At 70.4% G+C, this 21631-nt stretch carries 17 protein-coding genes and 1 pseudogene; 12 read left to right on the top strand and 6 right to left on the bottom strand.

From position 1 onward, the window contains the following. The first annotated feature begins 118 nt into the window (after positions 1–118). Positions 119–961, top strand: coding sequence for a hypothetical protein (locus tag ACFVTH_RS18525; RefSeq protein WP_387094187.1), 843 nt, complete (start codon positions 119–121; stop codon positions 959–961). Positions 962–1001: 40 nt separating this feature from the next. Continuing rightward, on the top strand, positions 1002–2087 hold the full coding sequence (locus tag ACFVTH_RS18520; RefSeq protein ID WP_387094184.1) for a glycosyltransferase: 1086 nt from the start codon (positions 1002–1004) through the stop codon (positions 2085–2087). Here ACFVTH_RS18520 and ACFVTH_RS18515 read toward each other — a convergent pair. The 3 genes from ACFVTH_RS18515 to ACFVTH_RS18505 all read right to left on the bottom strand — a co-directional run bounded on the left by ACFVTH_RS18515 (position 2084) and on the right by ACFVTH_RS18505 (position 6565). Continuing rightward, positions 2084–2911: a hypothetical protein gene (locus tag ACFVTH_RS18515; protein WP_387094243.1), complete on the bottom strand. Its 828-nt coding sequence runs from the start codon at positions 2909–2911 to the stop codon at positions 2084–2086. The genes ACFVTH_RS18520 and ACFVTH_RS18515 overlap by 4 nt on opposite strands. Beyond that, the gene (locus ACFVTH_RS18510; RefSeq protein WP_387094181.1) at positions 2809–3813 is read right to left on the bottom strand and encodes a glycosyltransferase family 2 protein; all 1005 of its coding nucleotides are present in this window, start codon (positions 3811–3813) and stop codon (positions 2809–2811) included. Before ACFVTH_RS18510 ends, ACFVTH_RS18515 begins: the two co-directional genes overlap by 103 nt. 73 nt (positions 3814–3886) lie before the next feature. Then, positions 3887–6565, bottom strand: coding sequence for a glycosyltransferase (locus ACFVTH_RS18505; RefSeq protein ID WP_387094179.1), 2679 nt, complete (start codon positions 6563–6565; stop codon positions 3887–3889). Positions 6566–6618: 53 nt separating this feature from the next. On the opposite strand from ACFVTH_RS18505, the gene ACFVTH_RS18500 reads away from it, so the two are divergent. The 3 genes from ACFVTH_RS18500 to ACFVTH_RS18490 all read left to right on the top strand — a co-directional run bounded on the left by ACFVTH_RS18500 (position 6619) and on the right by ACFVTH_RS18490 (position 11323). After that, positions 6619–7845: a glycosyltransferase family 2 protein gene (locus ACFVTH_RS18500; RefSeq protein WP_387094176.1), complete on the top strand. Its 1227-nt coding sequence runs from the start codon at positions 6619–6621 to the stop codon at positions 7843–7845. Between the two features lie 60 nt (positions 7846–7905). Then, positions 7906–9147 (top strand): mannose-6-phosphate isomerase, class I, encoded by a 1242-nt coding sequence (gene manA, locus ACFVTH_RS18495; RefSeq protein WP_387094173.1) that lies wholly within the window; start codon positions 7906–7908, stop codon positions 9145–9147. A 61-nt stretch (positions 9148–9208) separates the two neighbouring features. Then, positions 9209–11323, top strand: a complete 2115-nt coding sequence (locus tag ACFVTH_RS18490; protein WP_387094170.1) for an acyltransferase family protein — start codon at positions 9209–9211, stop codon at positions 11321–11323. A gap of 7 nt (positions 11324–11330) precedes the next feature. Here the strand turns inward: ACFVTH_RS18490 and ACFVTH_RS18485 are convergent, their stop codons facing one another. Together ACFVTH_RS18485 and ACFVTH_RS18480 are read right to left on the bottom strand one after the other, a co-directional pair. Continuing rightward, on the bottom strand, positions 11331–11777 hold the full coding sequence (locus ACFVTH_RS18485; RefSeq protein ID WP_387094167.1) for an acyltransferase: 447 nt from the start codon (positions 11775–11777) through the stop codon (positions 11331–11333). Positions 11778–11802: 25 nt separating this feature from the next. Beyond that, positions 11803–12759 (bottom strand): GlxA family transcriptional regulator, encoded by a 957-nt coding sequence (locus ACFVTH_RS18480; RefSeq protein WP_387094164.1) that lies wholly within the window; start codon positions 12757–12759, stop codon positions 11803–11805. Positions 12760–12844: 85 nt separating this feature from the next. On the opposite strand from ACFVTH_RS18480, the gene ACFVTH_RS18475 reads away from it, so the two are divergent. The 5 genes from ACFVTH_RS18475 (at position 12845) to ACFVTH_RS18455 (ending at position 19325) form a co-directional block, all read left to right on the top strand. Further along, positions 12845–12982: a hypothetical protein gene (locus tag ACFVTH_RS18475; RefSeq protein ID WP_387094162.1), complete on the top strand. Its 138-nt coding sequence runs from the start codon at positions 12845–12847 to the stop codon at positions 12980–12982. Between the two features lie 119 nt (positions 12983–13101). Further along, entirely contained in the window at positions 13102–14064 is a 963-nt protein-coding gene (gene galE / locus ACFVTH_RS18470) for a UDP-glucose 4-epimerase GalE (RefSeq protein ID WP_387094159.1), read from the top strand. Between the two features lie 181 nt (positions 14065–14245). After that, positions 14246–14566: a WhiB family transcriptional regulator gene (locus ACFVTH_RS18465; protein WP_386937428.1), complete on the top strand. Its 321-nt coding sequence runs from the start codon at positions 14246–14248 to the stop codon at positions 14564–14566. Between the two features lie 111 nt (positions 14567–14677). Further along, positions 14678–17860 (top strand): glycosyltransferase, encoded by a 3183-nt coding sequence (locus ACFVTH_RS18460; protein WP_387094156.1) that lies wholly within the window; start codon positions 14678–14680, stop codon positions 17858–17860. Then, positions 17850–19325 carry a DUF5719 family protein gene (locus ACFVTH_RS18455; protein ID WP_387094152.1) on the top strand — a complete coding sequence of 492 codons (1476 nt, stop codon included), beginning with the start codon at positions 17850–17852 and terminating at the stop codon, positions 19323–19325. Before ACFVTH_RS18460 ends, ACFVTH_RS18455 begins: the two co-directional genes overlap by 11 nt. 45 nt (positions 19326–19370) lie before the next feature. On the opposite strand, the gene ACFVTH_RS18450 is transcribed toward ACFVTH_RS18455, so the two are convergent. Then, positions 19371–19727 (bottom strand): hypothetical protein, encoded by a 357-nt coding sequence (locus ACFVTH_RS18450; protein WP_386937423.1) that lies wholly within the window; start codon positions 19725–19727, stop codon positions 19371–19373. A gap of 126 nt (positions 19728–19853) precedes the next feature. Here ACFVTH_RS18450 and ACFVTH_RS18445 point away from each other — a divergent pair. Both ACFVTH_RS18445 and ACFVTH_RS18440 read left to right on the top strand, forming a co-directional pair. Further along, positions 19854–20033: pseudogene (locus ACFVTH_RS18445) on the top strand (DUF3499 family protein); the annotation flags it as partial. 32 nt (positions 20034–20065) lie between these two features. Beyond that, positions 20066–21502, top strand: a complete 1437-nt coding sequence (locus ACFVTH_RS18440; RefSeq protein WP_387094149.1) for a phosphomannomutase/phosphoglucomutase — start codon at positions 20066–20068, stop codon at positions 21500–21502. The last annotated feature ends 129 nt before the right edge of the window (positions 21503–21631 follow it).

The raw sequence follows: 21631 nt of genomic DNA, 5'->3' as shown, positions 1-21631 counted from the left end.
TCGCCCTTCGGTCCCCACCCTTCGGGGTCGACCGCGATTGGGTGTCGGCTTCTCCCGGCGGCCGAGAAAGTGGCCGGTTCGAACCGCGAGTCCGACCCCAACGCTTAGTGTTGGGTTGATGCGAACCTCGATCGGCGTCGTGAGTTACTGCGACCACATCCGAACACTGGCGGCGGTCAATCACGAGCTGTATGCGGCCAGACACGGTTACGTCTATCTCCACGACATCGCGCCGACCCGGGAACGGCGATTCAAAGCGAAGATCGAGAAGATCAGGAAGCTCCTCCCGCTGTTCGACTGGGTGTTCTGGATCGATGATGATGCGTACTTCATGCAGCCCGAGGTTCCCCTCGAGGGACTCATCGATCTCGCACCCGGTGCCGAGGTGATCTTCTGCGAGAGCCCCGTGAACGAGGGCAAGTGGACGTGGATCAGCAGCGGCAACTTCTTCATCCGGAACTCCCACGAATCGATGAGGCTGTTGGACGCGGTGCTGTCGACCGACCTCTCGACCGTTGCGGAGTGGTGGGACCCGTCGACCTACGGTTACTACACCAAGGGCGATCAGGACGCACTCGTGTACCACCTCGCCACAGATGAGCGATTCTCCTCGCCGGGTTTCCTCGCCCGGCTTCACTTCGAGCGTTTCAACACGAGACCCTTCCACTTCATCGAGTCCTCGGACGAGTACTTTCTCGTGCATTTCACCGGGGGTGACAAGCATCGTCAGGCGACCGAGTTCGGCGATCGCTTCGGCCTCACTCCCGCTCTCGTGCCGGTAAACGAGCTGGGAAGGCTCGCGGGGATCTATCATCCGCCGAAGTCGACTCCGGTCGGGCCTCCGGCGGACGCGGTGCCGGATGCGCCGCTGGACGAGCCTGCGTCGCGGCCGAATCGATCGGCGTCGTTCCTACGCCGACTGCGCGGCGGATCGACTTCGATTGGTCGGGAGGCTCCATGACTCAAACCGACCGAGCCATCCCGGGATAGCATGATCGCTCGTGCGCACGCTTCACCGAGTACTCGTCTTCCCCGCCTGGACGGCAAATCCGTACCTGAATCTCCTGAGCCTCGCGCCGAGGGCGTCGGGATACGAGTTCGACGGCGCGACACTCCTCGATTCCCTCCTCGCCAAGTCCCGTAGCCTCGCACCGCAGGATGTACTCCACATCCATTGGACCTCGTCGATCATCCAGCGCGAGATCACGGAGGAGGACGCCCGGTCGGCGCTCCGGCGTTTCGAGGTCATGCTCGATGAACTCCGCGCGAGATCGGTTCACGTCGTCTGGACCGTGCACAACCAGCTACCTCACGAACTCGTCCACCGCGACGCCGAAATCGCGCTCTACCGCCTTCTGGCCGAGCGTGCGGACGCGATCCACATCATGTCGCCTGCAACCGTCGAGATCCTCAGCGGCATCTGCACGCTGCCCGGCGAGCGGGTCCGTGTGATTCCGCATCCGAGTTATCTCGGCGTGTACGGCGCCCCGCCGGCGAGGCTCGACGCGCGCCGCGCACTCGGCCTCGATGATGACACGCCGGCCGTGCTGTTCCTCGGGCAGATGCGTCCGTACAAGGGTCTCGGCACACTCCTCGCCGCGATGCGTCGTTTGGCCGAGGAGGACCGCCCACTCCCGGTGCTGCTTCTCGCCGGTTCGGCCACCCCGGACTTGCGTGCGGAGATCCATGCAGGGCTGCCCGAACGACTCCGCGTCATCGCCAGATACGAGTTCATCCCTGATGAGGAGGTCGGCACGTGGTTCGCGGCCGCCGACCTGGCCGTGTTCCCGTACACCGCAATCCTCAACTCGGGGAGCCTGCATCTGTCGGCCGCATTCGAAGTTCCGGCCATGCTGCCGAACGAACCGCACCTCGTCGAACAGTTCGGCGGCGAGCCGTGGGTGAGCTTCTTCGACCTGGCTGACCCCGTGACGTCGATGGCCGGTCAGATCAGGCAGCAGCTGGTGGGCGGAGGACGGGACCAACTCATCTCGAGGTTCGACGCGTTCAACGACGCTGTATCCCCGTGGCGTATCTCGCGCAGATATGCAGGACTCCTCGACGAGGTCGTCGCGACGGTCGGCTAGCGCTTCGTCACGGCGGGACGAGTCCGCCGCAGCACCCGGCGAGTACCCCGGAGGATCCAGTGCACCCTGCGTTCGATCCAGATTCCGCCCTCCGGCGTCCTGCCGAGCGCGAAGCGTGCCGTTCGGCCGGGGGCGGAGTCGAGCCGCACCGTCTCCGGCCAGCTGACTTGCGAGTGGGTCACTCCATCGACGGTGGCGATCAGATGCATCCGGACCCCCATGGGCAGCCGATCAATGCGGCGGAGATCGATCGTCCATTCGACCTCGCGCTGCGAACCGGTCGTCGTGATCGGCACCTCTGTCCGGCAGTGGTCCGTCGCATTCCGGAGGGCGAGCCGCGTCGCCCCCGATCCGCTCGAACCGGAGATGGTGTGGGATGTCCGCCGGGCGCTGACCGCGGTGATGCGATGGGCGGTGGACCGGCTCGACCTTATCCGCGTGAGCAGTTCGACATCGTCGATCTCGCCGAGCGACTCCAACTCTGGGAGGCGCCGGAGCGGGCGCCACTCGTCGTCCGCCGAGGCGCGTTCCGCCGCGCGGATGAGTCGCAAGAGATCGGAGTCTTCCTCGTCGGAGCCGGTGCGGATGCGGTCAGCAAGCAACGGGGTGAGCAGCCGCGCGCACTCTCGGGCAGCAAGTGGCTCGTTCGCTGAGTTGAGGTGTTCAAGCGCGGCGACCCATGTATGGAGATCCTCGGTACCGAGGCGCGGCTGAGGTTCGGTCACCATGAGGAGGAGCGACGCGCCGGCGAGGTCGCCGCGGCGTGCGAGTGTGAACACGGCGCGCCGCAGGCGGCTGAGCCGATCGAACCGGAAACCAGGCATCGGCGAATGATCTCGTCGAGCAGGCGACCGATCTCGAGGTCGTCGTCCGATTCCCGTTCTGGGGCTGAAAGGTGCTCGGCGAGGTGCTTCCAGCCGTCCGCCTCGCGGAAGACCCCTGCGAACACGGAGCTCACGCCGTGGTCGCCTTGACCGGCCACCAACTCGGCGCACGACAGTTCCTGCTCGAGATAGGCGCGGAGCGAAACCGACGACCGCGCCCTCGACGTCATCGACGAACCGCCGGGACGCTCGCGATAGAGGTAAACGATCTCGTCGACGAGATCGAACGACTGCGCAGCCAAGTAGCTCGTGAGCATCGGCACGATGTCGTTCGAACGCGCGGATTCGGGGAAGCGGATGTCGACGCGCTCCCAGAAGTCGCGCCGGAACACCTTGTTCCAGACGGCCCGCCCGCGGATGATCGAGGGCTGCTCGATGAGCGTGAAGCCGACCCGCGGTTGGGCGAAGGCAGGCCAACCGCTGGTGGGTCGCCACGTGGCTGTGGGCGAGAACTTCAGGAAGTCACCGAACGCGATCTCGGAACCGGAGGCCTCGAGCGAATTCACCAGCGCATGGTACGCGCCGCGTGGGACGAGATCGTCGGCGTCGCAGAACGCGAGGTAGCGCCCCGAGGCATGCTGGAGTCCGAGGTTCCTCGCTGCGGCGCCGCCGAACTCCGTCGCGTCGATCACGGCGACGCGTTCGTCCCGCGACTGGAACCCTGCGAGGATCTCGCGGGTGCCGTCGGTCGAGTGGTCGTCGACCACGATGACCTCGAGATCGCGAAGGTCTTGGCCCAAGATCGTCTGCATCGTCTCGGAGATCCACGGCCACACATTGTGCGAAGGGACGATGACGCTCAGGAGCGGTGGGGCGGAGGTGTGCTCAGCGACGAGCGTCATGGGAAGCAGTGTCCTCGGTGCGGGTATGTCGACGCATGGAGAGGGCGCCACCGGCGAGTGTATCCGACCTCGATCACGAGCCCGCGACGAGGCGTCGAACTCGTCTGGCGAGACCCCGGACGCCGCGGCGAGCCGCCCGCACGAGCCATGGGCCTCGTCGCTCGATCAGCACCCCCCTGCCGTCGAACAGATAACCGATCCGGTCGAATCGGCTGTACTCGGGAGTCTGCGCGGCGAACCGGATCGTCCGCGCGCGGCCGTCGCTCGAAGTCAGGACGGGTCGAAGCGCGACGCGGGGGAGGCTCGCGGCCCGCATGTGCGCCCGGAGAGATCCGCCGCCCTCGAGGCGGTGCAGGCGCTCGACCACGATCGTCCGACCGGATCGCTCGTCGTAGAGACCCGGCCGGTCGCCGGTGCTCAAGTTCCCGTTCAGACTCAGCGTGATCGAGCCGCCGGATCGCACCGACGTCAGCACGGCACCGAAGCGACGCGTCTCGATGATCCGATCACGGAGCGTGTCGTCCGAGACCGCGCGTGCGTCGGCGAACTCGGGAATCGCCAGCAGGAGCCGGCTGTTCGTATCGGGGAGTCTGCGCACCAGGTCGATCAGCAGAGCCACATCGGAATCGGCACCATCGAGGATCTCATCGATGATGGTCGTGATCAGGCGGTCGCCGAGGAGGTCGGTGCCTATCAGCTCCTCCGCGTGGAAGATGCGGGTCCAAGCCTGATGGAGACGCGAGATCTCGTGGTTGTCGCCGTCCAGGGCGACCGCGACCGCGGCGGCGAGTTCGAGCGAGCCGGCGATCAACAGCTCGAAGACCATCCGCTTCTGCGGGGATCGTGTGGAAGAAGCGGCGGCGCCGATCGTGCCGAGCAGCTCCCGGACCCGATCGACGATCAGGCCGTCCTGCGAGGTGTCGCGATCCGCGGAACGGAGGTGCTTCGCGAGGTGGACCCATCCGTCACGGTCGAGGATCAGCGACTTGTACACCGCGGCGATGCGGGGGGAGCCGGACGACCGGATCAACCGCGCGCACGCGAGTTCCTGCGTGAGATAGCTGACCAGCGAGTCCGATGACGCCGCGCGAGCGGTCATCGAGCCGGTACCAGGACGCTCGCGGTAGAGGTAGACGACCGCGTCGAGCACGTCGATGCGATCTGCTTCGAGGTAGGCGGTCACCATCGGCACGATGTCGTTCGAGCGAGGAACGTCGGGGAACCGGGTGGCGAGTCCGTCCCAGAAGGAACGTCTGAACACCTTATTCCAACAGGGGCGCCCGTTGAGCAGCGACGGTTCCTCGTCGAGGGTGATCCCGTGCCGGGACGATCGATACGCGGGCCAGTTGCGGGTGGGCGACCAGGTCCGATTCGGCGAGAACTTCACGTAGTCTCCGAACGCGATGTCCGAACCGGAGGCCTCGAGACTCCGCACGAGCTCGCGGTAGGCCCCGGGGGCGACGAGGTCGTCGCCGTCGCAGAACGCGAGGTAGCGGCCGCGCGCATGGTCGATGCCGATGTTGCGCGCCGTGCCACCGCCTCGGCTGACGGCGTCGACGACGCGGACCCGAGGATCACGCGCGAGGTTGTCGAGCAGCTCGCGCGTTCCGTCGGTCGAATGATCGTCGATGACGATCACTTCGAGCCCTTCGACGTCCTGCTCGAGCACGGAGTGGATCGTCTCGCCGACCCACGGAAGTACATTGTGCGTCGGGATCACCACCGAGAGGAGCGGCGGGGGTGCATCCCGATCCAGGACGATCGGATCAGGAAAGGAGAATTCCTGGCGTTCCTTCCGCGTGAGCCCGTCCAGCGGCGGGTTGCGCATCGCCAGCATCCGGAGCCGGCCGATCGCCTCCTCTGCTTCGGAGGACGGCGCGTCGACCTTCGAGAGCTCGGTGATCGTGGACTCTGCCTCCGTCCGCAGCGCTCGGAACCCTCCCGGCTGGTCGGCTCGCGGAGCCGTCGTGCCGGTCCAGACGTCGAGTGGGAAGGCATCGAGCAGGCGGTCCGCGTCGAACCGGGCCGGCTCGATCGGACCCATGTCGAGGGCCTCCTCGATCGAGGCGGCGAAGACGACCTCCGGTCGGCCGGTCCCCGCGTAGTAGTCCAGGTACTTGAAGGTGCTCTCGGCGAGCGGCGAAATCGGCCGGGAGGGGATCCCGAGGGCATCGGCGACGACGAGCGCGTGGAGCGAGGTGCCGGTGACGAATTCGCTGGCGGCGATATCCGAGATGACGGCCCATGGATCGTCGAGCGGCGAACGGACGCTCTCGTCGCCGAATCGCTCCATCTCGTTGAGGTTCGGGACGGTGACCAGTGCGCGCGTCTTCGGTGCACGCGTGAGCTTGCGCTCGGGCCACAGACGGTCGAGCAGGAGTGCCGGATCGCCGAAGACGGGCGGCGCAGCGATCCCGCGTGCGGCGAGCACGGCGCGGGTGTACGGGCCGCGAATCGCACGCACGTCCAGGGACGGCGGGAGCGTCTGCTCGCCGACCTTGCCGTTGATGCCGGTGCCCCACACCACGTCGCCGGGCTGGGCGAAATGCAGCACCGAACCGACCGTGAGCACGCGACGGGCGCGAGCGGTGTCGAGGACCAGCCGGCTCGTCTCAATGATGCGCCGGGCGATCAGCGGGCCGAGGAGGTCTCCGAAGTTCGAGACGCGCGCCACACGACCGTCGCGCGTTCGCTGCGGGTCCCAGCGGACGCAGCGTACGCCGAGGACGAGCTCTTCAAAGTCGCTGGACACTCGTGCCATCCTAGGACGGCGCCGGCACGTCGGTCGTGCGATAACTTGACGAGATGCCGGAATCCGTTCGAGGCGCACTGCGCGATGTCGCCGGGAAGCTCGTCGCGCCAGCACGGGCCGCCGCCGGCCGTCGCCGAACCCGAGGCGCCTCGCGCCGGGACGACGGCTGGGTCGACGTCATCGTCCCGGTGCACGACGTCGGCAGCATGATCGACGAGACGATCCGCTCGGTGCTGGCACAGGACCGATGGCGGTTCACGCTGATCGTGCTCGATGATGCCTCGGCCGACGACACCGCGGAGCGGGTCGAGCGCTGGGTGCGGCGGGACTCACGGGTGCGGCTCGAACGGGTGGCCTACCGCGATCCCAATGCCACGCGCAACCACGGCATCGCGCACGCGGCGGGAGAGTATCTGACCTTCCTCGACGGTGATGACGTGCTCCGTCCGGGTGCCCTGCGCGATCTCGTCGCGAGCGTCGAAGCGACCGGCTCCGACTTCGCCGTCGGCTCCTACGACCGGCTGGAGGGCGCGCGCCGGCGGACGCCTCCCGCCTTCTGGATCGACGAGGCCCATGCTCGAGAACGCCGCGCGATCCGGTTGGAGCAGTTCCCCGACATCCTCGTCAACGCGGTGCAATGGACGAAGTTGTACCGCCGGGAGTTCTGGGAGTCGGCCGAGCTGAGCTTTCCGGAGGGAGGCCACTTCCAGGACCAACTCGTCAGTGCGAAGGCGTATGCGCGCGCGCGAGCGTTCGACGTGCTGCAGCGCAAGACGGTGGACTGGCGAATCCGTTCCGATGGCAGCTCGATGACCCAGCAGGGCGTGCGCGCGTCCCAGGTACGCGACCGGTTCGGGACCGCGATCGGCGCGCTCGCCGTGCTCGCAGCCGAGTCGGACGCGGTGGTCCATCGCAGCAGGACGACGCAGTACCTCTCGAACGACACCGCCGTCGCGGCATCCGAAGTGCGGAACATGGACGAGGACGCGTTCGGCGAGCTGCGAACCGGACTCGGCCGTCTCTCCGCGCTCGCGGACTCCGAGATCTGGGCCGAGGTGCCCGCCGAGTCGAAGGTGCTGTACGAGTTCGTCCTGCGCGGTGATCGCGCACGCGCCGTCGAGTACCTCGACCGCGGCGGCCTCTCGTCCCTGCGGCACGAGATCGCCGAGCGAGATGGGATCGCCTACCTCGTTCTGCCGTTCTGGGGCGACGCCGAGGCTGCGGTCCCGCTCGATCGCTTCCGGGCCTCGCCGCGAGAGCTCCGCGCCCGTTCGATCTGAGCGCGCCCCCTCCGGGCCATTGGTAGCGTGGAGCCACGCCGAAGAAAGGGACCAGCACGCATGTTCGTGGCGATCGACAACACCCCCCGCGACTACGCCTGGGGCTCGAAGAGTGCGATCGCCGAGTACCGCGGCAGGCCCGCCTCGGGCGGTCCCGAGGCCGAGCTCTGGCTCGGGGCACACGCCGGATCGCCCGCACGGATCGTCGACGGGGCATCCGTCGGGTACGCCGATCTCGCCGAGTGGATCGCGAACGACCCCGTCGCCGCGCTCGGCGCCGATCTCGCAGCCCGGGGGCCGCGTCTGCCGTTCCTCTTGAAGGTGCTGGCCGCGGGCGCGCCGCTCTCGCTGCAGGCGCACCCGACGCCCGAGCAGGCGCGCGCGGGCTTCGCCCGGGAGGAGGCCGACGGCGTGCCGATCGACGCCTACGACCGCAACTACAAGGACGAGTTCCACAAGCCCGAGCTCGTCGTCGCTGTGAGCGAGACCTTCGACGCATTGTCGGGATTCCGTCCCCTGGAGGAGGTGCGCGGCGTGCTCGCGGTGCTGCGGGCCGCCGATGCGTCATCCGGCTCGCCCGACCAGGGGGCGCTCGATCTCCTCGAATCGCATCTCTCGGGACCAGACCCGTTGCGGACGACCGTCGAGTGGCTGCTCACCGACGGCCGCGGCGGCGACACCGGCGAAGCGAACTGGGTGATCGAGCGGGTGACGGCTCTGGCCGCGACGCCCGAGGCGGCGAGCTCGGCCTATGCGCGCTCGTTCGAGACCGTGGGCGCGCTCGCCGAGTCGTACCCTGGCGACCCCGGCATCGTCATCTCGCTGCTCCTCAACCGCGTGCGGCTAGCGGCGGGGGAGTCTCTGTTCCTCGCTGCCGGCAATGTCCATGCCTATCTCGACGGCCTCGGCATCGAGCTCATGGCCGCGAGCGACAACGTCCTGCGCGGCGGCCTCACGCCCAAGCACATCGACGTGGACGAGCTCACCAGCGTCCTCGACTTCACCCCGATGCCGCCTCCGCGGCTCGAACCGGTGCAGGTCGCGCCCGGCGTCCGGCTGTTCCGGCCCGGCGTGCCCGATTTCGCGCTGTACCGCGTCGAGGCGCTCGAACCGGCGACGGTGCCGCTCGACGGTCCGGCGATCATCCTCTCCGAGTCGGCCGGTTCGCTCGAAGGGCGGAGCGGGGCCGTTCGACTCCACCCCGGGGGTGCCCTCTATGCGACGCCCGACGAGGAGTCACTCGTCTTCCTCGCGGGAGCCTCCGCATGGATCGCGACGGTCGGAACGGCCTCGTCCCGTTGACCGGCTAATCTTGTCGGCTGAGCCGTCAGTCGAGGCTCATTCGCATCCATGACGAGGGTCGATGACCGCCATTGAGAGCGCGGCCGCCGCGCGGGTCGCCGCCACCGGCGTCCGAAAGCCGTCGTTCCGCAACGACATCGAGGGCCTGCGGGCGGTGACCGCCCTGCTCGTGGCGGGGTTCCACATCTGGGGCGCGAAGGTGTCCGGCGGCGTCGATGTGTTCTTCGTCGTCTCGGGCTATTTCATCACGCTGACCCTGCTCGGTCACGTGCAGCGCTACGGCACCGCCCGTCCGGGCGAGTACCTCGCACGTCTCGGCCAACGGCTCGCTCCCATGGCGCTCGTCGTGCTGTCGGCGACGATGCTCCTCGCCTGGACGGTGCTGCCCGCTTCGGCCCGCGCGTCGACGTTCGAGCAGACCATCGCCTCGTTGTTCTCGGTCGAGAACCTCGCTCTCGCGTTCCAGTCGGTCGACTACCTCGCGCAGAATGAGCCGAAGTCGCCGGTGCAGCAGTTCTGGGCCATGTCCGTGCAGGGTCAGTTCTACGTGATCTGGCTTCTCGTCGTCCTCGCCGCCGTGTGGATCGCGCGGCGACGGCGCGGGAGTACCAAACGGACGTTGGTCGTCGTCATCGCCGTGCTCGCCGTGCTGTCCTTCATATGGTCCGTCGTCCAGACGGCGGACGACCAGGCGTTCGCCTACTTCAGCCCGCTCACCCGCGTGTGGGAGTTCGCCTTCGGTGCGGCGGTCGCGCTCGTGCTTCCCCGCATCGGCATCGCGCGGCCGATGCGCCTCGTGATGGTCTGGGTCGGCTTGCTCGGCATCGTCACGTGCGCCGCGTTCCTCCCCGTCGAGTCGTCCTTCCCGGGGTACGCCGCGCTGTGGCCGACGACGGCCGCCGCACTCGTGCTCGCCTCGGGTCAGAAGGGCGACTCGCTTGCGGCGAACGCGTTCCTCAACCACCGGGCGCTGGTCTGGATGGGCGGATTCGCCTTCGCAATCTACCTCTGGCACTGGCCGCTCCTCATCGTCGCGCGGACACTCCTCGGACGGGAGGAGCTCGGCCTGAAGTCGGGTGCCGCGGTGATCGTCGCTGCGGTCGTTCTCGCGTGGGCGACGTCCAGGTGGATCGAGCGTCCGCTGATGGGTGCGTCGCGATCGACCGAGGCGCCGAGGCGTCGGCGAAGCAACCTGGCGCTCGTCGTCGCTTGGGCGACCGTGCTCGCCGTGGCCGTCGGGTCGCTCACTGCCGTCACGTTCGCGAACGAGTCCGAGCGGCGCGAACTCGCGGCGCTCAGCGGCGAGGGGCTCTCGTGCTTCGGCGCGCTGGCGGTCCTGAACGGCGATCCCGACTGCCGCGAGGAGGTTCTGGGCGATCGCGTCGTGCCGCTCGGCGCCGTCGCTGAGGACCTGCAGACGCCCGAGACCGACTGCGCGGTGAAGAAGTACCACGCCGAGGCGAAGATGTGCGCGTACGGCGCCGTCGGCTCCGAGACGAGGATCGGACTCATCGGCAACTCGCACGCGATCGCCTGGTTCCCCGCACTCGAGCGCGTGGCCGAGGAGCAGGGCTGGGAGCTGCGGGTCTGGTACAAGAACGGATGCCAGTTCGCCACGCCGCAGCGGATCGGCACCGAGGTGTGGCTCAGCGAGGAGTGCGCCGAGTGGGTCGACAACGTGCAGGCCGACATCCTCGCCGGGCCGCCCCTCGACTGGTTCGCGACCTCGACCCACGGCGCGAGCGCCTGGGCCGATTCGAGCGGCGAGGCGTCCGCGGCAGCGGCCGAGGAGGCCTTCGGCTATGCGTGGCAACCGCTCATCGACGCTGGCACTGACGTCGTCGTGCTCAGGGACTACCCGAAGTCGAGCGATGAAAGCCTGGCGTGCGTGGAGCGCGAGGGGATCGACGGCGTCGAGGCGTGCGCGCGGGATCGTGCTGACGTGCTCGCCGAGTACGACCAGATGTACGAGTCCGCCCGCCGGATGCCGGGCGGCCACGGCATCGATCTCAGCGACGCCTTCTGCGATGCGGCGCAGTGTCGGACGGTGGCGGGCCACGTGAAGGTCTACCGCGACCATTCGCACATCTCGAACACCTACGCCTCGACGACGTGGGAGCTCATGCAGGACCGGCTGGCTGAGCAAGGGCTCGCGACCGTTTCGGCCGGCGGTTGACGGTCGCTCAGCCGCCGAGCATCCGGATCACGCGCGCGGGAACGCCGCCGACCAGCGCGTCCGCGGGGACGTCGGAGGTGACGACGGCGCCTGCGGCGATCACGGCGCCGGCCCCGATCGTCACCCCGCCGACGATCAGCGCGCCCGCCCCGATCCACGTTCCGTCGCCGATCGTGATCGGATCGTTCCTGCCGGCACCCGCGCGCTTCCGGTGCGGTCCGATGTCGTGGGTGTCGGTGATCAGGCGGACGAACGGACCGATGTTCACCCGATCGCCGATGGAGGTGCCGGGCCGCGCGTAGAGATCGCGGTTGATGAAGACCTCGTCACCGATCGTGATCGGCCCGAGGAGTTCGCCGCCGCGGTAGATCGTGGTGCGGTCGCCGATCGTGACATCGCCGTGCATCCGCACGCTCGGGTCGATCCGACAGTTCTCTCCGAGCTCGGTCGTCATCCGAGTATTCTCGCAGCCGCGACGATCAGCTCGCGACGCGGAGCCCGAACAGCCGCCGGTAGGCCGTCGGCGTGGTCTGCAGCACCTTGACGAAGTGGTGGCGCATGACGGCGGCGGCGCCGAACCCGGTGTCGCGGGCGATCTGCTCGAGGTTGAGGTCGGTCTCCTCGAGGAGCTGCTGTGCGCGCAGCAGTCGCTGGCGGTTGAGCCATGCGTTCGGCGTGGTACCCGTCTCGGCGCGGAACCTGCGGGCGAAGGTGCGCGGCGACATGAGCGCGGTGCGGGCGAGCCGGTCGACGGTGAGGTCCTCGTCGAGGTGCTCGAGCATCCACGCGGTGATCGTCGCGAACGAGTCGCTGTGGCACTCGCCGACGGGGGTCTGGATGAACTGCGACTGCCCCCCGTCGCGCTGCGGGGGCACGACCATGCGGCGGGCGATGATGTTCGCGGCGCTCGCACCGAGCTCGGATCGCACGATGTGGAGGGCGGCGTCGATGCCTGCGGCCGTGCCGGCACCGGTGACCACCTTGCCGTCCTGCACGAAGAGCACGTCGGGGTCGACGTCGGTGGTCGGGAACTCGGCCGCGAGGCGGTCGGTGTACATCCAGTGGGTGGTGGCGCGTCGCCCGTCGAGGACGCCGGCGCGGCCGAGCGTGAAGGCGCCGGAGCAGACGCTGAGCACCCAGGCGCCCCGGGCGACGGCGTCACGGATCACCTCCGCGACGCGCTCGTCGAGCGGTTCGTCGATGAGGGCGGCCGGCACCGCGACGAGGTCGGCCGTGCGCGCGAACTCGAGCCCCTCGTGCACGACGATGTCGAACCCGAGCTTCGTCGAGATGGGCCCGGGGTCGGCGGCGACGACGTGGAAGTCGAAGCTCGGCCCGCCCTGCTCGGAGCGGTCGATGCCGAACACCTCGCAGATCACGCCGAATTCGAACGGCGCCATCTGGGGAATGGCGAGACAGGCGATGGTGTGGAGCACGGTGCCCTCCGCTTGGCAGAAATCGATCGATTAGTGTCCACTCTGCCACTTTCGGCAGTATCTGGCAATACGTAGATTTACCGCCATGACGACCATCATCCTCCTCGTGCTCGCGGGGCTCGCCGTCTGGGGAGTCCTCGCCACCGTGCTCCGGCTCGACGACGACGGCTACGGCCGCCCCGAGATCCGCGACCGCACGCGCCACATCGAACGACTCAGCTGACTGCCGATCCGGATCGAGCCCGCCTCCGTTCCCCGCAGAGCGGTCGGCGGGCTCTCCTGCGCCCCCGTTCGTTACGATCGGGTGGGCGCCGGAGACACCGCCGCTCAGAGAGGCGGAATATGAGCTGGCTGGTCACCGGGGGTGCGGGGTACATCGGTTCGCACGTCGTGCGGGCGTTCGCGGCGAAGGGCATCGATACCGTGGTCGTCGACGACCTCTCCTCGGGCCGACGCGGCTTCGTGTCCGACGGCATCCCCTTCGTTCAGGGCTCCATCCTCGACGGGCGCGTCCTCGAATCGGCGTTCGAGCGCTACGGCATCCGCGGCGTCGTGCACCTCGCCGGCTACAAGTACGCCGGCGTCTCGGTGCAGCGACCGCTGCACACCTACCAGCAGAACGTCACCGGCACCGCGACCCTCCTCGCCGCGATGGAGGCCAAGGGCGTCGCCAACCTCGTCTTCTCCTCGAGCGCGGCGGTCTACGGCACGCCCGACGTCGACCTCGTCACGGAGGCGACGCCGAAGCATCCCGAGTCGCCCTACGGCGAGTCGAAGCTCATCGGCGAATGGCTGCTCGCCGACCAGGCGCGGGCGGCCGGGCTCTCCCACACGAGCCTGCGCTACTTCAACGTCGTCGGATCGGGCACGCCCGAGGTGTTCGACCCGAGCCCGCACAACCTCTTCCCCCTCGTCTTCGACGCCCTCCTCGACGGGCGCACCCCGCGCATCAACGGCGACGACTACGCGACCCCCGACGGCACCTGCGTGCGCGACTACATCCACGTCGCCGACCTCGCCGAGGCGCACGTCGTCGCGGCCCAGCGCCTCGAGGCCGGCGAGGCGGTCGAGCCGGTCTACAACCTCGGATCGGGCGACGGCGTCTCGGTCGGCGAGATCATGACCGCGGTCGCCGAGGTCACGGGAATCGCGTTCGAGCCCGAGGTCGCACCTCGTCGCGCCGGCGACCCCGCCCGTATCGTCGCCTCGGGCGAGCTCGCGGCCCGCGACCTCGACTGGCGCATGCGCCACTCGCTGACCGACATGGTGCGGAGCGCCTGGGAGGCGCGTCGCGCTGCGAGCTGAGCGCGTGGCATCCTCGCCCGATTCATAACGTCTCCTCAACACCCGGCGTGTCGTGACCCTCGTGAAGCCTCGACGGCGAGTCGAGGGTTTACGATCTACGACTTGACTCTCACGAACTACACCGGTGTAATTGGTCGTGACACACCCTCTGGGTGGTCGGTACAACTGGGTGGGAGACGATATGGGAAGTCCTGAATATCGTTCTGGAGTACCTGACGATTGGTTCATCGATCCGGTCAGGCTGGGAGTTCCCGGCGTGCGACCGTCGGTCGACGACGACAATCCGTTGGCGTGGCAGAGCGACGCATTGTGCGCGCAGACCGATCCCGAGGCGTTCTTCCCTGAAAAGGGCGGATCGACGAGGGACGCGAAGAAGATCTGCACCGGCTGCGAGGTTCGGGGCGAATGCCTCGAGTACGCGCTCGGCAACGACGAGCGCTTCGGCATCTGGGGCGGTCTCTCCGAACGCGAGCGGCGCAAGCTCCGCAAGCGGGCGGTGTGAGGCGCGGAGCCTGCTTCGGCAGGCTCCGCGCTCGGCATTCCGGCCGACGTTTTCGAGGCGCGCCCGCCTCGCTTGCGGATGCCGCGCGGTCCGCCGCTTAGGCTGACCCCGATGTTCCCCAGAGTCACCGCCGTCCTCGTCGTGCACCACGGCGGCGACCACCTGCGCCAGACGCTCGACGCCCTTCGCTCGCAGGAGCGGGCGCCCGACGCCCTCGTCGTCGTCCTCACCGAGGCCGACGCCGTCGCCCGTGAGCAGGTCGTCGCGGCCTCGCCGTCGCACGTCATCGACCTCTCGCAGCGCCGATCGTTCGGCGAGGCGATCCGTGCCGCCGACCGCGTGCTCGAGGCCCCCGCGAGCGACGCCGACGCGCTCTGGCTGCTCGCCGAGGACAGCGCGCCGGCGCCCGGCGCGCTCGCGCAGCTCGTGGCCGCACTCGAGACCGCGAAGTCGGTCGCCGTCGCGGGCCCGAAGCTCGTCGACTGGGACGAACCCGAGCGCATCGCCCGGTTCGGCCGATCGATCACCCGCCTCGGACGCAGCGTCGCCATCGTCACCGACGAACTCGACCAGGGCCAGCACGACGGGCTCAGCGACGTCCTCGGGCTCGATCCCGCAGCCGTCCTCGTGCGGCACACCGTCTGGCGCACGCTCGGCGGATTCGACCCGGGGCTGCCCACCGTCGACGACGCGCTCGACCTCTCGATCCGCGCCCGCCTGGCGGGGCACCGGGTTGCCGTCGTGCCCGAGGCGAAGGTGCGTTTCGCGGGCGTGGGCGTCGCGGGCCCCGAAGCCGGCTCGCGCGCACGCACGACGCGCCGTCGCGTGCGCGCGACGCGTGCGGCCCAGCTGCACCGCAGGCTCGTCTACGCGCCGCTCCCGCTCGTGCCGCTGCACTGGCTGAGCTTCCTCGTGCTCGCCGTCCTCCGCTCGGTGCGCCTGCTGCTCGTCAAGGCGCCCGGGGCGATCCCGGGCGAGTTCGCCGCGGCGTTCACGACGATGTTCTCGGGCGCGAAGGTGCCGCGTGCCCGTCGCACCCTGAAGTCGGCGCGCACGGTCGGCTGGTCGGCCGTCGCGCCGCTGCGCATGCAGCCCGACGAGATGCGCCGTCGCCGCCAGCACGCCGCCGAGGCGCGCCGGGAGCGCGCCAGGGGGCGCAAGCACGAGCTGCAGTTCATCGGCACCGGTGGAGGCTGGATCCTCCTGGTGACGGCGGCCGCCTCCATCGGACTCTTCTCCTGGCTCCTCGGCTCCGGCGGAGTCGGCGGCGGCGCGCTCCAGCCGCTCTCGAGCGACCTCGCCGAGCTCTGGCGCAACGCCGCCTACGGCTGGCGCGACCTCGGCACCGGGTTCGTCGGTGCCGCCGACCCGTTCGCCGGCGTACTCGCGGTACTCGGGTCCGTGGCGTTCTGGGCGCCGTCGTTCGGGCTCCTCCTGCTCTGGCTGCTCGCGATCCCCGCGGCCGCGGTCGGCGCCTGGTTCGCGGCCTCGCGCCTCACCGACCGGGCGTCGGTGCGCGCCGTCGCCGCACTGCTCTGGGCCTTCGCCCCTCCGTTCCTCGTCGCCCTCGGCGACGGCCGCCCCGGCGCCGTGCTCGCGCACGTGCTGCTCGCCTGGTTCGTCTTCGCCGCGATCGGCGCGGCGACGTCCTGGGCCGCGGCGGCGACCGCCTCGCTGCTGCTCGCGGCGCTCGTCGGCGCCGCTCCGAGCCTCGTGCCGGCACTGCTCGTCGCCTGGGTCGTCGCGCTCGCGGTGAGCGGCCGGGCGTGGGTGCGCCTCATCGGGCTGCCGATCCCCGCACTCGTGCTCGGACTTCCGCTCATCGTCGATCAACTCCGCCGCGGCACCCCGCTCGGCCTCTTCGCCGATCCCGGGCTCCCGACCGGCAGCGGGATCCCGTCGACCTGGCAGCTCGCGCTGGGGCTTCCCGACGGTTCCTGGGGCGGGTGGGAGGACTTCTTCCCCTCCGCAGGCTCGGTCGACTTCCGCATCGCGCTCAGCGCGCTCGTCCTCCCGCTCGTGATCGTCGCGCTCACGGCGGTGCTCACCCGCTCGCTCAGGGCGGCCGTGCTCTCGCTCGGCATCGCCCTGCTCGGCTTCGCGACCGCGGTCGCCGCGGCGCACCTCTCGGTCGCCTCGGCGGGCCCCGCGGCCGTGCCGGTCTGGACGGGCGGCGGCCTGAGCCTCGCCTGGCTGGGGCTCGTGCTCGCCGCGGTGCTCGCGCTCGACGCCATGCGTCGCGGCCGCGCCATGCTCGGGTGGGTGGTGTTCGCCGCGATGGCCGCGGCGGTGCTGCCGACCGGGATCGCGCTCGCGACGGGCTCCGTCGCCGTGCAGCCCGCTGCGGCCCGCACCCTGCCGGCGTTCGTCGGTGCCGAGGCCGAGACCGATCCCAGGGTGACGACGCTCCGCCTGACGCCCGAGTCCGACGGGGTGCTGCGCGCCACGCTCGAGCGGGGCACCGGGACCACGCTCGACGAGCAGTCGACGCTCGCCGCCACCGCGCGCACGCTCTCGGCCGACGAGGAGGAGCTCGCGCTCGTCGCCGGCAACCTCGCCTCGCGCAGCGGATCGGGCGCCGAGGCGGCCGTCGACGAGTTCGGCGCGTCCTTCGTGCTGCTCGACGACGCGAGCGATCTCGACGACGTGGACGCGGTGGCGGTGGCCGATCGCGCGCGCACCGCGCTCGACGCCAACCCGGCGCTGGTCGCCGTCGGCGAGACCGACTTCGGCACGCTCTGGCGGTTCACGGACGCCGAACCCGACGCTCCGGCCGCGCAGATCCCGGCCGACGCGGGTGGCTGGATCGCCGGCGTCGTCATCGCCGTGCAGCTGCTCGTCCTCGGTGCGACGCTGCTGCTCTCGATCCCCACCGGTGCCGGCAGGGAGGCGGATCGCCGTCCCGAGCGTCGTCCGGTGAAGCCGCGGCGCACGGCGCGCGCGGCCGCAGCCGCGCCGGTCGGCGCCGGATCCGCGGTCGCCGAACCCGAGCCGGGCGGCGACGTCGACTCCGACGAGTCGGTCGCCCCGGTAGGCGACGCGGTGCCGGTCGCGGCCTCCGACGAGGCCGGGGATGCCGCCGCGGCCGGCGCGCGGCCGGAAGCGGATGCCGATGCGGATGCCGAAGCGGCGGCCGAGACCGAGCCCGGAGCGGAGACGGGCGGCGACGGCGGAGTCCGAGACGAGCCCGCCCCAACCGGCGGCTCCGACGCCGAGGCATCCGATGGCGCGCCGGGCCCCGAACGCCCCGATGAACCCGCCCCCGCGAGCGAAGGAGACGACGATGGCCGATAAGCGCGACCTCGCTCGCAACGTCGCCCGCGCGAGCGGCAAGGCCCTCGCCCTGGTCGCCGCCGGCGGCATCGCAGCCGCGGCGATCGCGGCGGCGGCCCTCGTCCCGTGGCCCGACTTCCGCGTCGAACCGCCGTCGACGGTCGTGGAGCCCACAGAGACGGGGCAGCTTCGCGTCTGCCCCGGCCCGCTGCTCGCGCTCGGCGACGACGACACCGACGCGACGACCGCGGTCTCGTTCGGTTCGACCTCCGTCACGACGGGCGTCTCGCCCGACGACGTCGAGATCACCGAGACCCCGCTCGCCGCGCCCGAGAACCCGAACGCCGACCGCGACGGCACTCCGCTCGCCATCACGACGGAGGCCGGTGCCGCGGGCGTCGGCGAGCTGGCCGGAGCGCAGGGGCAGCGCAGCGACCGCGAGACGATCGCCGGATTCGCCGCCGCCGCGTGCGACGAGGCGGTCGCCGAGGCGTGGCTCGTCGGCGGCGCCACGGACGTCGGGCGGAGCACCATCGTGCTGCTCTCGAACCCGAGCGCGGTCGCCGCGACCGTCGACGTGCGCGTCAGCGGGGAGAACGGCGGTGTCGATGCCCCGTCGGCTCTCGGCATCACGGTGCCCGCAGGGGAGCAGCGCGTGCTCTCGCTCGCGGGCCTGGCCCCGAACCTCCACTCGCCCGTGGTGCACGTCGCGAGCACGGGCGGGGCGATCGCGGCGTCGCTCGAGCACTCGGTCGTCGAGGGGCTGACGCCCGCGGGCGTCGAGCTCGTCGGACCGACCGCGCCGCCCGCGACGACCCAGGTGATCCCCGGCTTCGTGGTGCCGACCGCCGGCGGCGTCGACCCCGCCGACGACCACGCCGAGGGCGACGACCATCCGGTGGTGCGGCTCTTCGCGCCCGGCGACGAGCCCGCCGAGGTCTCGATCGGCGTGGCTTCGGAGTCGGGCGGCGGCGGGACGAGCATCGACGTCTCGCTCGAGCCGGGCCAGGCCACGGACGTGCCGCTCGGCGAGCTCGACGAGGGCGACTACACGATCACCCTCGAGGCCGATGCGCCGATCGTCGCCGCGGCCCGCGCGACCACCGGAACGCCGCAGGCCCAGACCGCGCCCGACGGCGCCGACGAGGAGGCGTCCGTCGACCTCGCCTGGACCGTCGCGACCTCTCCGCTGCTCGATGCCGCCGTGGTGGCGGTGCCGCAGGGGCCCGGGCCGGTGCTGCACCTGCTGAACCCGGGTGACGACGAGCTCGAGGTGCAGGCCGTCGTCGACGGCGAGGAGCGCTCGGTCCGGCTGGCGCCCGACGAGGCGGCGGCGATCGACCTGGATCCGCGGAGCGTGGTCGAGCTCGTGGAGGCGGCCGGGGTGCACGCGACGGTGTCGTTCTCGGGCGAGCGAGCCCTGGCGTCGTTCCCGATCCGCCCGCCGGGACCGCTCGACTCGCCGATCGTCGTCACGCCGCGATAGGCGATCCGGCCGCCGTCGCCCGAATCGAGCGGCGGCGGATCGGCCTCAGAAGTGCCGGTAGCGTCCCGGCGCGAGTTCCCACGGGTCGCGGCCGAGGAAGTCGGCGACGGCGCGGAATACGCAGCTCTCGACGAGCAGCTTCTCGTCGCGGTCCTCGCCCTCCTGCAGCCGGAGGAAGCGCACGATCGGCAGTCGGAAGAAGACGATGCGTCGCTCGTCGTGGTAGACCTTCCAGCGGTCGACGTGGTCGTCGTGGATCGCCTCGGCCGGGGCCTGCGCGACCTCGAACACGACGCCGTCGAGCTCGGGCCAGAGCCCGCGCAGGTACGAGACGGTCGTGCCGATCGTGAGCTCGAACTCGTCGAGCCGGGTCGAGAGCAGCGGGAGGTGCGGTCCGGTCACGGGCGAGCGCATGCCGCGGCCGTGACGGTCACGAGCGAGCCGTCTCGGGGAGCTGGGCGCGACACGACGAGAGCGGGGCATGCATTCCATCCTATTGTCGGCGCCGATCGCTACTCTTGATCTGCCATGAGACGTTGTTCGCGAACCGCATGCGCCGCCGAGGCGGTTGCGACGTTGACCTTCGACTACGCCGAGTCGACGGCGGTGCTGGGCCCGCTCGCGGTCGTGCGCGAACCGCACGGGTACGATCTCTGCGCCCGCCACGCCGAGCGCACCTCGGCCCCGGTGGGCTGGCAGGTCGTGCGGCACACCGCACTCGGTGGGGTAGGTTTCAAGGCATGACTCCGGCTGCATCATCCGACGCTCGCGCGCGCCTCGACGCGGTCGTGAAGGCCTACGACGTCCGTGGGATCGTGGGCGAGGGGCTGACCGCCGAGACCGTCGAGGCGCTCGGCGCCGCCTTCGTCGACGAGGTCGGCGCAGCGGGCGGGCGGGTCGTGGTCGGGCACGACATGCGCGACTCCTCGCCCGCCTTCGCAGCGGCCTTCGCAGCCGGCGCAGCCGCGCGCGGCGCCGTCGTCGTGTCGATCGGGCTGTGCTCCACCGACGAGAGCTACTTCGCGTCGGGCTCGATGGACGCCCCGGCGGCGATGTTCACCGCGAGTCACAACCCCGCCGCGTACAACGGCATCAAGTTCTCGCGCGCGGGCGCACAGGGCATCTCGCTCGACACTGGGCTCGCGGCGATCCGCGACCGGGCCGCCGACTACCTCGAGCAGGGCATCACGCCCGTCGAGCTGCCCGGCGCGATCCTCGAGGCCGACGTCCTCGCCGACTACGCCGCGTACCTCCGTACCCTCGTCGACCTCCGCCGCATCCGCCCGCTGAAGATCGTCGTCGACGCCGGCAACGGCATGGGCGGCCTCACCGTCCCGGCCGTCCTCGGCGAGGCCGCAGGGCTTCCCGCACTGCCCCTCGAGATCGTGCCGCTCTACTTCGAGCTCGACGGCACCTTCCCGAACCACGAGGCCAACCCGCTCGAACCCGCGAACCTCGTCGACCTGCAGCGCGCGGTGGTCGAGCACGGCGCCGACCTCGGCCTCGCCTTCGACGGCGACGCCGACCGCTGCTTCGTCGTCGACGAGCAGGGCGGTGCCGTCACCCCCTCGGCGGTCGCGGCGATCGTCGCCCTCCGCGAGATCGCCCGCGTCGGCGCCGCAGGCGAGACCGACGTCAACGTCATCCACAACCTCATCACCTCGCGCTTCGTGCCCGAGACCATCGAGGCGGCCGGCGCCGTGCCGGTTCGCACCCGCGTCGGGCACTCGCTCATCAAGGACCAGATGAAGGCGACCGGGGCCGTCTTCGGCGGAGAGCACTCCGCGCACTACTACTTCCGCGATTTCTGGGGCGCCGACAACGGCATGCTCGCCGCGATGCACGTGCTCGCCGAGTTCGGCGCGCAGGACGCCCCGCTCTCGGAGTTCGGCGCCCGCTTCGACCCGTACTCGCTCTCGGGCGAGATCAACTCGGTGGTCGACGACGTCCCGGCCGCATACACGCGCATCGTCGAGGCGTTCACCGGGCGCGGCGAGTTCGACGAGCTCGACGGTCTCACCGTCATCGGGCAGACGGCGGGCGACGAGCCGTTCTGGTGGTTCAACGTGCGGCCGTCGAACACCGAGCCGCTGTTGCGCCTGAACGTCGAGGGCGGCGACGAGCCGACCATGGCCGCCGTCCGCGACGAGGTCCTCGGGCTCATCCGCGACGTGTAGGCGAACACCCCCCGAAAGGGGGTGATGGTCCGCGACCGAACGGTCGGTAGTCTCAAGATCCGAACACGGCCCTGCCCGTGCGACGCTGTCGCCGCGCTTCCGGTTCCACCCGAGACCGAACCCTACAGC

Source organism: Agromyces sp. NPDC058104, from assembly GCF_042884835.1.
Classification (GTDB): domain Bacteria; phylum Actinomycetota; class Actinomycetes; order Actinomycetales; family Microbacteriaceae; genus Agromyces.
Note: the sequence above shows the minus strand (reverse complement) of the source record. Positions and strands in the feature narration are given on the sequence as shown.

Bases quoted from the DNA above. Each gene is read 5' to 3' on its own strand.
- ACFVTH_RS18525 (WP_387094187.1), top strand. From the start codon at position 119: ATGCGAACCTCGATCGGCGTCGTGAGTTACTGCGACCACATCCGAACA.
- ACFVTH_RS18475 (WP_387094162.1), top strand. From the start codon at position 12,845: ATGACGACCATCATCCTCCTCGTGCTCGCGGGGCTCGCCGTCTGGGGA.
- ACFVTH_RS18455 (WP_387094152.1), top strand. From the start codon at position 17,850: ATGGCCGATAAGCGCGACCTCGCTCGCAACGTCGCCCGCGCGAGCGGC.
- galE (WP_387094159.1), top strand. From the start codon at position 13,102: ATGAGCTGGCTGGTCACCGGGGGTGCGGGGTACATCGGTTCGCACGTC.
- ACFVTH_RS18515 (WP_387094243.1), bottom strand. From the start codon at position 2,911: ATGCCTGGTTTCCGGTTCGATCGGCTCAGCCGCCTGCGGCGCGCCGTG.
- ACFVTH_RS18465 (WP_386937428.1), top strand. From the start codon at position 14,246: ATGGGAAGTCCTGAATATCGTTCTGGAGTACCTGACGATTGGTTCATC.
- ACFVTH_RS18460 (WP_387094156.1), top strand. From the start codon at position 14,678: ATGTTCCCCAGAGTCACCGCCGTCCTCGTCGTGCACCACGGCGGCGAC.
- ACFVTH_RS18485 (WP_387094167.1), bottom strand. From the start codon at position 11,777: ATGACGACCGAGCTCGGAGAGAACTGTCGGATCGACCCGAGCGTGCGG.
- ACFVTH_RS18510 (WP_387094181.1), bottom strand. From the start codon at position 3,813: ATGACGCTCGTCGCTGAGCACACCTCCGCCCCACCGCTCCTGAGCGTC.
- manA (WP_387094173.1), top strand. From the start codon at position 7,906: ATGTTCGTGGCGATCGACAACACCCCCCGCGACTACGCCTGGGGCTCG.
- ACFVTH_RS18500 (WP_387094176.1), top strand. From the start codon at position 6,619: ATGCCGGAATCCGTTCGAGGCGCACTGCGCGATGTCGCCGGGAAGCTC.
- ACFVTH_RS18440 (WP_387094149.1), top strand. From the start codon at position 20,066: ATGACTCCGGCTGCATCATCCGACGCTCGCGCGCGCCTCGACGCGGTC.
- ACFVTH_RS18490 (WP_387094170.1), top strand. From the start codon at position 9,209: ATGACCGCCATTGAGAGCGCGGCCGCCGCGCGGGTCGCCGCCACCGGC.